Source organism: Pseudomonas fluorescens (genome assembly GCF_004683905.1).
In the GTDB taxonomy this organism is placed as follows: domain Bacteria; phylum Pseudomonadota; class Gammaproteobacteria; order Pseudomonadales; family Pseudomonadaceae; genus Aquipseudomonas; species Aquipseudomonas putida_A.
The window spans coordinates 3,330,550-3,342,933 of sequence record NZ_CP038438.1; the positions used below are offsets into that span (position 1 = coordinate 3,330,550).

Annotated in this window: 11 protein-coding genes; 3 read left to right on the forward strand and 8 right to left on the reverse strand. The window is 62.1% G+C overall.

What is annotated here, in order from left to right:
- Positions 1-43 precede the first annotated feature (43 nt).
- A complete protein-coding gene (locus E4T63_RS15220) occupies positions 44-1,999 on the forward strand; it encodes an acetoacetate--CoA ligase (protein WP_135295907.1) in 1,956 nt (651 codons plus the stop codon).
- Between the two features lie 304 nt (positions 2,000-2,303).
- On the opposite strand, the gene E4T63_RS15225 is transcribed toward E4T63_RS15220, so the two are convergent.
- Positions 2,304-3,416 (reverse strand): PilT/PilU family type 4a pilus ATPase, encoded by a 1,113-nt coding sequence (locus E4T63_RS15225; RefSeq protein WP_135296933.1) that lies wholly within the window; start codon positions 3,414-3,416, stop codon positions 2,304-2,306.
- Between the two features lie 133 nt (positions 3,417-3,549).
- Between E4T63_RS15225 and E4T63_RS15230 the strand changes: the two genes are divergently transcribed.
- Both E4T63_RS15230 and E4T63_RS15235 read left to right on the forward strand, forming a co-directional pair.
- On the forward strand, positions 3,550-6,099 hold the full coding sequence (locus tag E4T63_RS15230) for a PAS domain-containing hybrid sensor histidine kinase/response regulator (RefSeq protein ID WP_135295908.1): 2,550 nt from the start codon (positions 3,550-3,552) through the stop codon (positions 6,097-6,099).
- A gap of 39 nt (positions 6,100-6,138) precedes the next feature.
- On the forward strand, positions 6,139-6,414 hold the full coding sequence (locus tag E4T63_RS15235; RefSeq protein ID WP_003225447.1) for a peptidylprolyl isomerase: 276 nt from the start codon (positions 6,139-6,141) through the stop codon (positions 6,412-6,414).
- Positions 6,415-6,529: 115 nt separating this feature from the next.
- Here the strand turns inward: E4T63_RS15235 and E4T63_RS15240 are convergent, their stop codons facing one another.
- The 7 genes from E4T63_RS15240 to E4T63_RS15270 all read right to left on the reverse strand — a co-directional run bounded on the left by E4T63_RS15240 (position 6,530) and on the right by E4T63_RS15270 (position 12,373).
- Positions 6,530-7,462 (reverse strand): sugar kinase, encoded by a 933-nt coding sequence (locus E4T63_RS15240; RefSeq protein ID WP_135295909.1) that lies wholly within the window; start codon positions 7,460-7,462, stop codon positions 6,530-6,532.
- A 131-nt stretch (positions 7,463-7,593) separates the two neighbouring features.
- Entirely contained in the window at positions 7,594-8,808 is a 1,215-nt protein-coding gene (locus E4T63_RS15245; protein WP_135295910.1) for an amino acid deaminase, read from the reverse strand.
- 39 nt (positions 8,809-8,847) lie between these two features.
- Complete coding sequence (locus E4T63_RS15250; RefSeq protein ID WP_027612656.1) at positions 8,848-9,612, reverse strand: IclR family transcriptional regulator; 765 nt, start codon at positions 9,610-9,612, stop codon at positions 8,848-8,850.
- A 212-nt stretch (positions 9,613-9,824) separates the two neighbouring features.
- Complete coding sequence (locus E4T63_RS15255; protein WP_007912330.1) at positions 9,825-10,214, reverse strand: RidA family protein; 390 nt, start codon at positions 10,212-10,214, stop codon at positions 9,825-9,827.
- A gap of 30 nt (positions 10,215-10,244) precedes the next feature.
- Positions 10,245-11,042, reverse strand: coding sequence for an amino acid ABC transporter ATP-binding protein (locus E4T63_RS15260; RefSeq protein WP_007965123.1), 798 nt, complete (start codon positions 11,040-11,042; stop codon positions 10,245-10,247).
- The gene (locus E4T63_RS15265; RefSeq protein ID WP_007965124.1) at positions 11,039-11,701 is read right to left on the reverse strand and encodes an amino acid ABC transporter permease; all 663 of its coding nucleotides are present in this window, start codon (positions 11,699-11,701) and stop codon (positions 11,039-11,041) included. Before E4T63_RS15265 ends, E4T63_RS15260 begins: the two co-directional genes overlap by 4 nt.
- A gap of 9 nt (positions 11,702-11,710) precedes the next feature.
- Positions 11,711-12,373, reverse strand: a complete 663-nt coding sequence (locus E4T63_RS15270) for an amino acid ABC transporter permease (protein WP_003225455.1) — start codon at positions 12,371-12,373, stop codon at positions 11,711-11,713.
- Positions 12,374-12,384 lie beyond the last annotated feature (11 nt).

The window sequence follows — 12,384 nt, forward strand, 5'->3', positions numbered from 1 at the left end:
CTACAAGTGATGTGTCATGAACAACACAACAAGAGGCAAACCAATGTCCGACCTCCTCTGGCAACCCGATGCCGAGCGTATCGCCCAATCGCGCATGGATCAGTTCCGCCGCGACATCAATCAGCGCCATGGCCTGGCGCTGAGCAGCTACACCGACCTGCACCGCTGGAGCGTGGAACAGCGCGAAGCGTTCTGGCAGGCGATCGTCGATTTCTTCGACATCCGCTTTCACACCCAGCCCGACGCCGTCCTGCGTGAAGGCGCGCAGATGCCCAGTGCCGAATGGTTTCCCGGCGCGACCCTGAACTTTGCAGAACACCTGCTGCGCCGTCGTGACGATGCCGTTGCAGTGATCGCCGTGGCGGAAAACGGTCAGCGCGAACAGCTGACCTGGGCCGAACTGGCCGAGCACGTCGCCGGTTTTCAGGCCAGCCTGCAAGCCGCCGGTGTCGGCCTCGGCGACCGGGTGGCCGCGTGCATGCCCAACACCTGGCAGACTCTGGTGGCGATGCTCGCGACCACCAGCCTCGGCGCGATCTGGTCGTGCTCGTCGCCAGACTTCGGCACACACGGCGTGATCGACCGTTTCGGCCAGATCGAACCCAAAGTGTTGATCACCTGCGCCGGCTACCGTTACGCCGGCAAAGACATCGACCAGACCACCAAGATCAACGAAATCCTCGCGCAACTGCCATCGCTGCAGCAGTTGATCATCGTGCCCTACGCTCGCGCGCAGACCCGTACCGAGGATTACCAAACCCACGCCAACGTGACGTTGTGGGACGAGTTCTACCAACCCGGCGGCGAACCGCGGTTTGTCCCGGTGCCGTTCAATCACCCGTTGTACGTGTTGTATTCCAGTGGCACCACCGGCGTGCCGAAATGCATCGTGCACAGCACCGGCGGCGTGCTGCTGCAGCATGCCAAGGAGCATGGGCTGCACGTCGATCTCGGCCCCGGTGACCGGTTGTTCTACTACACCACTTGCGGCTGGATGATGTGGAACTGGCTGGTCTCGGCCCTCGCGGTCGGCAGCGCGGTGGTGCTGTATGACGGCTCGCCGTTTCACCCGGGCCATGAGCGCTTGCTCGACCTGATCGACGACGAGCGCATCAGTGTGTTCGGCACTAGCCCCAAGTTTCTCGCGACACTGGAAAGCAGCGGTTTGAAGCCTGCGCACAGCCATGATCTGAGTAGCCTGAAGACCCTGCTCTGCACCGGCTCCGCGCTGTCGCCGCAGAGTTATGACTTCGTCTACCGCGACTTCAAGCGCGATGTGTGCCTGGCGTCGATGTCCGGCGGCACCGATGTGGTGTCGTGCTTCGTCAACGGTAATCCGCTGTCGGCGGTGCGCCGCGGCGAAATCATGGGCAAGAGCCTGGGCATGGCGGTTGAAGTGTGGAACGACGCCGGCGTTGCCGTGGTCGGCGAAAAAGGCGAACTGGTCTGCACCCGGCACTTCCCGGCGATGCCCGTCGGGCTGTGGCATGACCCTGACGGCGCAAAACTGCGCAAATCCTATTTCAGCCTGTTCCCCGGTGTCTGGGCCCAGGGCGACTACGCCGAGCAATTGCCCCACGGCGGGATGCTGATCCACGGCCGCTCCGACGCCGTGCTCAACCCCGGCGGCGTGCGCATCGGCACGGCGGAAATCTATCGTCAGGTCGAGAAAGTCCCGCAGGTGCTGGACAGCGTGGCGATCGGACAGCAATGGCAGGACGATGTGCGCGTAGTGCTGTTTGTCCGTCTGCAGGATGGCGTGACGCTGGATGACCATCTGCAACAGCAGATCCGCCAGGTGATCCGCGCCAACACCACACCGCGCCACGTGCCGGCGAAGATCGTCGCGGTGACCGATATTCCGCGCACCATCAGCGGCAAGGTGGTGGAACTCGCGGTGCGCAATGTGGTGCATGGCGAGCCGGTGAAAAATACCGATGCGCTGGCCAATCCCGAGGCCTTGGAGCAGTTCCGCAATCGCCCGGAGCTGTCGGATTAGCACGCCATGCCCTTGTGGGAGCGGGCTTGCTCGCGAAAGCGGTGTGCCAGTCCCGCTGATATCGACTGATGGATTGCATTCGCGAGCAAGCCCGCTCCCACAGGGGTGAGGTGTTAATCCATCAAGCCCCAATCGCCTGATGTGGTGGGCGCAGGCAGCGGCCGCGCAATCGCCTGGAGCTGTCGGACTGATCCCTCATGCCCTTGTGGGAGCGGGCTTGCTCGCGAAAGCGGTGTGCCAGTCCCGCTGATATCGACTGATGGATTGCTTTCGCGAGCAAGCCCGCTCCCACAGGGGTCAGGTGTTAATCCATCAGGCCCCAATCGCCTGATGTAATGGGCGCGGGCGCCGGGCCCGCCTCGGCGTGCAGCTTCAAACGCAGGCGCAGGTTGTTCTGCGAATCGGCATGTTTGAGTGCTTCGTCCTCACTGATCACGCCCTCCACCACCAGCCCGTACAGCGCCGCGTCGAAGGTCTGCATGCCGACCTCGCCGGACTTTTCCATGATGCCCTTGAGTTCGCCCAACTCGTTGCGGCGGATCAGGTCGGCGATGGTCGGGGTGCCAAGCATCACCTCGACCGCCGCCCGGCGCTGACCGTCCAGCGTACGCACCAGCCGTTGCGAGACGAACGCCTTGAGATTGTTGCCCAGTGCATGCAGCAACTGCGGGCGGCGCTCTTCGGGGAACAGATTGACGATACGGTCCAGCGCCTGATTGGCATTGTGCGCATGCAACGTCGACAGCACCAGGTGCCCGGTGTCGGCAAATGTCAGCGCATGCTCCATGGTTTCGCGGTCGCGGATCTCGCCGATCAGCACCACATCCGGGGCCTGGCGCAGGGTGTTTTTCAGCGCCGCATGGAAGCTGCGGGTATCGACGCCGACTTCGCGTTGATTGATGATCGAGCGCTGGTGTCGATGGATATACTCCACCGGGTCTTCGATGGTGATGATGTGCCCGCTGCTGTGGCGGTTGCGGTGATCGATCAGCGCGGCCAGCGAAGTGGACTTGCCGGAGTCGGTGGCGCCAACGAACAGGATCAGCCCCTGTTTGAGCATCACCGTTTCCAGCAATACCGGCGGCAGTTTCAGGTCTTCGAAGCGCGGGATATCGAGTTTGACGTTGCGGATTACGATTGACACATCATTGCGTTGCTTGAAGACGTTCACCCGAAAACGCCCGATGCCCGTACGGGAAATCGCCAGGTTCATTTCCAGATCCCGATCGAACTCGCGCCGTTGCTCGGCGTCCATCAGGGAGTTGGCGATAGTCTCGACCTCGCCGGGCTTGAACGGCCGCTCGCTGAACGGCGTCAGCACGCCATCGATGCGCGCACTGGGTGGCGCTCCCGTGGACAGGAACAGGTCAGAACCGTGCTGGCTCGACAGACGGAGCAACAGTGCATCGATTTCCATGGCAATAAGCACCCGCGAAGCATTCAATGAACAGAAATGACCCGCTGTCGTGACGTAACGGGTCATACAGCGTCTACCGCAAGTGCAAGAATAGTAGATGCCAACGCACTGACCGACGCTCAGGATACATGTGATGAACGCAGCACCCTCCCCCGATGACGCCCAAGCCCTGATCGCCCGTACCGACTGGAGCCGCACGCCGTTGGGCGCTTCTGGCACCTGGCCGCAAAGCCTGCGCACCGCGGTGGACATCGTGATTCACTCACCGATGCCGATGCTGCTGTTGTGGGGGCCGCAGCTCACGCAGATCTACAACAATGGCTTTGCGATGCTCGCCGGGAGCAAGCATCCGCACGCTTTCGGACAGCCCGCGCACCTTATATGGCCAGAACTTCAGGACTTTACCGACCCGATTTATCGAGCCGTCCTACAAGGCCAGGTGCGCACCTACAGCGAGCGGCGATTTACCCTGCAACGTGAAGGCGTAGAGTCCGACTTCTGGCTGGACCTGACCTACAGCCCCATCCGCGATGAAAGCACGCAAGTGGCCGGAATCCTGGTGACGGCCATCGAAACCAACGAACGCCGGCGCATCGCCCTCGAATTGCAACGCCGTTCCGAAGAAAGTCTCAAGGCTCAGCGCGACACTGAAGAACGCCTGCAACTGGCGCTGGCCGCCACCGATGCGGTTGGCACCTGGGATTGGGACATCGGCGAAGACCGTTTCATCGCCGACGCCCATTTCGCCCAACTACACGGCATCGATCCGGCCCACGCCAGCCAGTTACCGATCAGCGACTACCTGCAAGGCGTGCACCCCGAAGACCGCGCGCTGATCGCCCGCAGCATCAAGCATTGCATCACCCACGGCACCGAATACGCCGAGGAATACCGCCTGCTCAAAGCCGACGGCGAGCTACGCTGGGTGTTTGCCCGGGGCCGCTGTTACAAGGATCACCACGGGCGACCCGTGCGTTTCCTCGGCGCCGCGCTGGACCTGACCGAGCGCAAGCACACCGAGCAGGCGCTGCGCCAGAGCCAGACGGAATTGCAGCTGATCATCAATGCAATGCCGATCCTCATCAGTTACGTCGACCACGAAGAGCGCTTCCGCCTGAACAATGCGGCGTATCTGGACTGGTACGGCCTCACGCCGCAGGAACTGTATGGCCGTACCATTCGCGAAGTGATCGGCGAAGAAGCCTACTTCCTGCGCGCGCCCTATATTGCCGAGGCCCTGGCCGGGCGGCCCTGCTCGTTCAGCCTGTATACCCCGCATCGCGACGGCAGCAACCGCCATGCGCTGATGAATTACCTGCCGCGCCACGGCGCCGACGGCTCAGTCAACGGTTTCTATATTTTCGTGATCGACGAATCCGAACGAAAAAAAACCGAAGAAGCCCTGCGCAATCTCAATGAAACCCTGGAGGAACGGGTCAGCGCCCGCACCGAACAACTGGCTCAGGCCAATCAGCGTCTGCAGAACGAGATGTTCGAACGTGAGCGCGCCGAAGATGCGTTGCGCCATGCGCAGAAAATGGAAGCGGTCGGCCAGCTCACCGGCGGTATCGCCCACGACTTCAACAACATGCTCACTGGAATCATCGGCAGCCTCGACCTGATGCAGCGCTACATCGCCGACGGCCGCGCCGATGAAATCGGCCGTTTCACCGAAGCGGCGGTTTCGTCGGCCAACCGAGCGGCGGCGCTGACCCATCGGCTGCTGGCGTTCTCGCGCCGGCAGTCGCTGGACCGCAAGACCCTCAACGTCAACGAACTGATTCATTCGCTGGAAGATTTGATCCGCCGCACCAAGGGCGACCCGATCGAACTCACGCTGCGCCTGGCCGACGACGTGTGGCCGATCAGCACCGACGTCAGCCAACTGGAAAATGCTTTGCTCAACCTGGTGATCAACGCCCGCGACGCCATGCCCGATGGCGGCGAGCTGCTGATCGAAACTGCCAACGTCTACCTCGACGGCAACGACATCACCACCCTCGAACCGGTCAAGGCCGGCGATTACCTGATGCTGGCGGTCAGCGACAACGGCACCGGCATGACGCCGTCGGTACGCGCCAAGGCGTTCGATCCGTTCTTCACCACCAAACCGATCGGCCAGGGCACCGGGCTCGGACTGTCGATGATTTATGGCTTCGCCCAGCAGTCGGGCGGCCATGTCAGCCTCGACAGCCTGCCGAATCAGGGCACCTGTGTGCGCTTGTACTTGCCGCGCCTGAACCTGCTGGAGCCGGAACGGCCAGTTGTGGAAACCCTCGGTGCAGCGCCGACGGCCACCTGTGGCGAAACCGTGGTGGTGGTTGAAGATGACCCGGCAGTGCGCATGCTGGTGCTCGATCTGCTCAAGGAGCTGGGTTACCTCGCCCACGAAGCCGCCGACGCCAGCGCCGCCCTGCCGCTGCTGGAATCGGAGCTGCGTGTGGATCTGCTGGTGACCGACGTTGGTCTACCGGGGATGAATGGCCGGCAACTGGCGGAAATCGCCCGCCAGCATCGTCCGGGGCTGAAGGTGCTGTTCATGACCGGTTACGCGCAGAAAGCCGCCGAGCGTCAGGGCTTTCTCGAGGATGGCATGGACATGGTGGCCAAGCCGTTTTCGATTGAAGTGCTGGCCAACAAGATCCGCGAGATGATCAACCAAACGCCGTCACTTGAGGCATAATCCCGCGCCCCGCCGTCACCCCGTTACAGGTATCGCACGATGAAAGCCCAAGCCCGCCACATTCTGGTGAAAACCGCCGAAGAGGCCGAACAACTCAAGCAACGCATTGCCAAGGGCGAAGCGTTCGATGTGCTGGCGAAGAAATACTCGACCTGCCCGTCCGGCAAACGCGGCGGTGATCTGGGTGAAGTGCGGCCGGGGCAGATGGTCGGCGCGATCGATGCGGTGATCTTCAAGAAGCCGCTGCGCACGGTGCATGGGCCGATCAAGAGCAAGTTCGGCTATCACCTGGTGCAGGTGTTTTTCCGCGATTGAGTGCTTGGCCTTAGGGCCTCTTCGCGAGCAAGCCCGCTCCCACAGCCTGGAATGCGTACCCTGTGGGAGCGGGCTTGCCCGCGAACCGATTGCGCAGCAAGCGGCCATCCACCGCTTACCTGGGAATCAATGCCCCCGGCACCTGAATCACCCGACTCGCCAGCCAATGCCCCGCCTGCGCCGCCTCGACCGGACTGCCACCCAGCAAACGCCTGGCCAGATACGCCGCGCTGAACGAGTCCCCCGCCGCCGTCGTATCCACCACCTTCTCGACCTGCTGCGCCGGCACTTCGAACGCCTCGCCATCACAACGAATCAGACACGCCTCGGCGCCACGCTTGAGCACCACTTCCGGCGTGCCGATCTGCGCGTACGCCTCGAACACCGCGTCGCAATCGGCAAAATGGAACAGCGCCTGCTCATCATCCACGGTCAACAACGCCAGATCGACATGCGGCAACACGCTGCGATAGGCCGCCCGCGCCTCTTCCTGTGAGGCCCACAAGCGTGGTCGATAATTGTTGTCGAAGACGATCCGCGCATCGCGCTGGCGGGCTTCGATCAGGGTCTGGATCAAGCGTTCGCGGCCCTTCGCACCTAACACTGCGAGGGTGATGCCGCTGAAATACAGCACATCGTAGTCCGGCAGCGCCGCCAGAATCGGCTCCGCCGCTGGGGTGGTGAAGCAATCGCGCACCGCCGCTTCATTGCGCCAGTAGAGGAAACGCCGTTCACCGTTGGCGTCGGTCTGAATGCAGTACAAGCCGGGCAAGCGACCGGGCAGACGCTGCACGAGATCCAGGCCAATGCCTTCATCGGCCCAACTCTGGCACATGGCGTCGCTGAAGCTGTCGTCACCGAGCGCGGTGACGTAATCGACCTGGGCCTTGTCGCCGAGAGCGCGGGACAGGTACACCGCGGTGTTCAAGGTATCGCCGCCGAAGCTTTGCTGCAGGCTGCCATCGGCGCGGTGCTGGAGTTCGATCATGCATTCACCGATCAGGGCGATGCGCGGGGTATTCGGGCCCAGGGGGCTGAGGCTGGTCATCGGGAGGTGTCTCTGGATAATCATCGGTGTTTGGGCGGCCCTCATCGCGAGCAGGCTCACTCCTACAATTGGAATGCATTCCCTTGTGGGAGCGAGCTTGCTCGCGAATGGCCACGACTCGGTCTGAAGCCTTAGAAACAAGTCTCCATGCTTTCGACCACCGCCAACTGCTCATCCACCAGCAACCCCACCCGCCACTTGTCGAAGGTCAGGCACGGGTGCGAGGTGCCGAAGGAAATGATATCGCCCACCCGCAATTCAACCCCCGGCGCCACGCTCATGAACGCATGCTGGTCCATCACCGCCGTCACCTTGCACGCGCCGACATCGTCGCCCACCGCCGGCAACACACCGGCCTTGTAACGCAGCAACGGCACCGGCAGCCCGGCATCAAACGCCACGTCACGTTTGCCGAGGGCGATCACCGCGAAACCCGGCTCCGGCATCGACTGTACATGCGCCCAGACCTCCAGTGCCGGACGCAGGCCTTCGTGCAGATCGCCGCGACGATCCAGCACGCAGCACTGCGCTTCCTTGTAGATGCCATGGTCATGCGCCACGTAACTGCCAGGGCGCAGCACACTGAGGAAGCGTCCGCTCGCATTCTGCGTTTCGAACGACTCGGCAATCAGGTCGTACCACGCCGAACCCGAGGCGGTGATGATCGGCTTGGCAATGGCAAACGCGCCGCTGTCCTGCAACTGCACCGCCAGACGCACCAGCGACGCGGCGAATTCACGAATGCCGCTGACCGCGTGATCGCCATGGATCACCCCTTCGTAACCCTCGATGCCGGTCAGAGCCAGCGCCGGTTGCGCGTTGATCGCCTGGGCCAGCGCGATGACTTCCTGCTCGCTGCGGCAACCGCAGCGGCCACCGACCACGCCGTACTCGATCATCACATTCAACTTCACTCCGCGCGAGGCGAAGTAGGCGCCGAGATCGGCGACGTTGTCCGGGTGATCGACCATGCAGTAGAAATCGAAATCGACATCGGCCAGCAGATCGGCGATCAGCGCCATGTTTGGCGTGCCGACCAGTTGGTTGGCCATCAGCACCCGGCGTACACCGTGGGCGTATGCGGCGCGGGTCTGGGTGGCGCTGGCAAGGGTGATGCCCCAGGCGCCGGCGTCGAGCTGACGCTGGAACAGCGCCGGGGTCATGCTGGTCTTGCCGTGGGGCGCGAGCTCGGCGCCGCTGTCGCTGACGAACTTCTGCATCCAGCGAATGTTGTGCTCCAGCGCCTCGCGGTGCAGCACCAGCGCCGGCAGGCTGACGTCGCGCACAAGGTGCGCACCGATGGCGGCGTCGCCCTTTTCCACAGCGGTATTGATGGCAGTCGTCATGCTTGAACTCCTCACTGTCGCGGCCGCAGGCAGCCGCGGTTATTCGTTGATGCGCCGGGCGAGGCTGTTGGCGCTCTCGATCAGCACCCGGCGATAGTCGTCGTAATTGTTCTTCGCATCGGCCCGAGGGGCGACGATGCACAGGGTGCAGATGGCCACGCCGCTGGGGTCTTTGACCGGCGCGGCGAAGCAATGGGTGAAGGTGTCGGCAACGCTGTCGAAGGAGAAGAAGCCGTCGATGCCAGCCTGGCGGATCTCCGCCAGAAAGCGCTCCAGCGGCAGGCGTTCGCCGTCGGGCAGGATGTAATCGTCTTCGTCGATCAGGTCGATGATCTGCTGGTCGCTCAAATGCGCCAGCAGCAAGCGTCCGGACGCGGTCCACGGGATCGGCGCGTTTTCGCCGATGTCGGACGAAATGCGGAAATGCCGCTCGCCCTCCTTCATCAGCGCCACCGTGTATTTGCGTCCGTTGAGCAGGCACATTTGCGCGGTTTCCCGGGTCTGGCTGACGATTTCCTGCAAGGCGTGATCGGCCTCGCGACTGAGGTCGAAATGGCGCAGGTGCGCCTGCCCGAGGAAGTACAGCTGGCGACCGAGATAGACGTGACCGTCCTTGCCCACCGGCTCCAGAATCCGTCGTTCCAGCAGCGACGCCACCAGTTCGTAGACCGTGGATTTCGGGCTGCCGATGCCATTGGCGATGTCGTTCGGACGCAACGGCTGGCCGATCTCCTTGAGGAAATCGAGGATATCGAACGCCCGGTCCAGACCACGGGCCCGGCGTTTGATGGTGTCTTCGGTCATGTCAGTGGTTCCCATAAGAAGTGCCGGGATGGTAACTGGCCTGAGGTGTTGTGTCAGTTGGATCGAGGCCCTCACCCCCCGCCCTCTCCCGGAGGGAGAGGGAGCCTGACCGGATCGATGCAAAAAGAACTGATATACACCAGACTTCGTATCGATAGGGATCAGTCCCCTCTCCCTCCGGGAGAGGGTTAGGGTGAGGGGAGAGCCATAACTCAGGCCTTTTTCTTGTACGCGATGCAGTCGATCTCGACCTTGCAGTCGACCATCATGCTGGCCTGCACACAGGCCCGTGCCGGAGCGTGTTCCGGTTTGAAGTACTCGCCGAAGACCTTGTTGAAACTGCTGAAATCCCGCGGATCGTCCAGCCATACGCCGGCGCGCACCACGTCCTCCAGGCCATAACCGGCCTCTTCGAGAATCGCGATCAGGTTTTTCATGGTCTGATGGGTCTGCTCGACGATGCCGCCAACGATGATCTCGCCATCCACCGCCGGCACCTGGCCGGACACGTGCAGCCAGCCATCCGCTTCAACGGCGCGCGCGAAGGGACGTGGCTGACCGCCAGCGGCGGTGCTGCCGGTGCCGTATCGAGTAATGCTCATGGGTACTTCTCCTGATGACAAAACAAAAAATTAGAACCGCGTGCTCTTGAGAAACTCAGCCAGACGCGGTGATTGCGGGCGTTCGAACAGTTCCTTGGGAGGTCCCTGCTCTTCGATTCGCCCCTGATTCATGAACACGATCTTGTCCGAAACTTCGAAGGCGAAACGCATTTCGTGGGTCACCAGCAACATGGTCATGCCGTCTTCGGCCAGGCCCTTTATCACGTTCAACACTTCACCGACCAGCTCCGGATCGAGGGCCGAGGTGACTTCGTCGAACAGCATCAGGCTGGGGTTCATCGCAATCGCCCGGGCAATCGCCACACGCTGTTGCTGACCACCGGACAACTGCCCGGGAAAGTGATTGCGCCGCTCCAGCAGGCCGACCCGCTCCAGCCATTTTTCGGCCAGCACCACGGCTTGGTCCTTGTGCATTTTCTTAACCTTGAGCAGACCGAGGGTGACGTTCTGCAACGCCGTCAGGTGCGGGAACAGGTTGAATTGCTGGAAGGCCATGCCGGTCATCGCACGATGGCGGGCGATGACTTTTTCCGCGTGACGCACACGTTTGCCACCGACCTCGTCATAGCCGATGGACTCGCCGTCGAGCAGGATCTGCCCGCCCTGAAACTCTTCGAGCATGTTCACGCAGCGCAGCAACGTGGTCTTGCCCGAACCGCTGGAACCGATCAGCGTCACAACGTTGCCACGCTGCATGCTCAGGTCGACGCCCTTGAGCACTTCGACTGCGCCGTACTGCTTGTGCAGGCCACGGATGTCCAGCAGCGGCTGACCGTTCTGAACGTTGGAAACTTGAGCTTGAGTCATGGCAGGGCCACCCGCTTTTCAATATGCCGGCCGAGTAATTCGATGCCGTAGTTGATGACGAAGAACAGAAAACCGGCGAACAGGTAGAACTCCAGAGTCATGAAGGTCCGGGCGATGATCTGTTGGGTGCTGAGCAGTAGTTCGGCAACGCCGATCACCGAGAGCAAGGTCGAAGCCTTGACGATTTCGGTGGACGAGTTGACCCAGGTCGGCAGGATCTGCCGCAACGCCTGGGGCAACAGCACGTAACCGAGAGACTGATAAAACGTCAGGCCAATCGCCTTGCTCGCTTCCATCTGCCCGCGTGGCAATGCCTGCAAGGCGCCGCGCACGATCTCGGCGACGTGCGAACCGCAAAACAGCGTCAGGCCCAGCGCACCGGCCTGAAACGCGCTGATCTGCCAGCCCAACGCCGGCGCCATGTAGAAGCAGGCCAGCACCAATACAAACACCGGCGTGCCGCGAATAATGTCGACATAAAAGCGGAACGGCGCGCGCATCCAGAACTTGCCGTAAGTCAGCACCAGACCGGTGACAACCCCGAGCAGCGTGCCGAACAGAATCGCCAGCGCCGACACCTGCACACTGGTCAGGAAGCCTTGCAGCAACGTCTCGCGTGCCACCCACAATTCATGCAACCAACTGGGAGATTCGTACATCGCAGCCTCCTATCGGCGGATCGCCAGACGCTGCTCGAGGTAACGCAGCAGCATGGCAATGAGGTAACAGGCCGCGACATACAACGCCGTGGTCACCAGCCAGGTTTCGATCACCCGGTAGCTCTCGACGTTGATCTTGCGCGCGTAATAGGTCAGCTCCGGCACCGCAATCGCGGCGGCCAGCGAGGTGTCCTTGAACAGCGAGATAAAGTTGTTCGACAGCGCCGGCAGCACGTTGCGCAGCATGACCGGCACGGTGACGTAGGCCTTGACCTGCCACTCACCGAGTCCGATCGCCAGCCCCGCTTCGCGCTGGCCCTTGGGAATGCTCAGCAAGCCGCCACGGAACACTTCGGTCAGATAAGCACCCGCATACAGCGACAGCGTGATGATGAACGACGGGATCTTGTCCAGCCGGATACCCAGGCTCGGCAAGGCAAAGTAGATCAACAGAATCAACACCAGAATCGGCGTGTTACGCACCACCGTGACGTACACCGAGGCCAGCACCCGCAAGGCGCGATGCTTCGAGAGCAAGGCAAACGCCATCAGCAGGCCGATCACGCAGCCGATGGCGATCGACACCAGCGCCAGTTCAAGACCCAGACCGAGCCCCGCCAGCAAGGTGTCGAAATCGCGCCACACGGCGGCAAAGTTCAACTGATAGTTCATGGTCAGCAGTA

Bases quoted from the DNA above. Each gene is read 5' to 3' on its own strand.
- E4T63_RS15260 (WP_007965123.1), bottom strand. From the start codon at position 11,042: ATGACTCAAGCTCAAGTTTCCAACGTTCAGAACGGTCAGCCGCTGCTG.
- E4T63_RS15265 (WP_007965124.1), bottom strand. From the start codon at position 11,701: ATGTACGAATCTCCCAGTTGGTTGCATGAATTGTGGGTGGCACGCGAG.
- E4T63_RS15245 (WP_135295910.1), bottom strand. From the start codon at position 8,808: ATGACGACTGCCATCAATACCGCTGTGGAAAAGGGCGACGCCGCCATC.
- E4T63_RS15220 (WP_135295907.1), top strand. From the start codon at position 44: ATGTCCGACCTCCTCTGGCAACCCGATGCCGAGCGTATCGCCCAATCG.
- E4T63_RS15230 (WP_135295908.1), top strand. From the start codon at position 3,550: ATGAACGCAGCACCCTCCCCCGATGACGCCCAAGCCCTGATCGCCCGT.
- E4T63_RS15255 (WP_007912330.1), bottom strand. From the start codon at position 10,214: ATGAGCATTACTCGATACGGCACCGGCAGCACCGCCGCTGGCGGTCAG.
- E4T63_RS15235 (WP_003225447.1), top strand. From the start codon at position 6,139: ATGAAAGCCCAAGCCCGCCACATTCTGGTGAAAACCGCCGAAGAGGCC.
- E4T63_RS15240 (WP_135295909.1), bottom strand. From the start codon at position 7,462: ATGACCAGCCTCAGCCCCCTGGGCCCGAATACCCCGCGCATCGCCCTG.
- E4T63_RS15270 (WP_003225455.1), bottom strand. From the start codon at position 12,373: ATGAACTATCAGTTGAACTTTGCCGCCGTGTGGCGCGATTTCGACACC.
- E4T63_RS15225 (WP_135296933.1), bottom strand. From the start codon at position 3,416: ATGGAAATCGATGCACTGTTGCTCCGTCTGTCGAGCCAGCACGGTTCT.
- E4T63_RS15250 (WP_027612656.1), bottom strand. From the start codon at position 9,612: ATGACCGAAGACACCATCAAACGCCGGGCCCGTGGTCTGGACCGGGCG.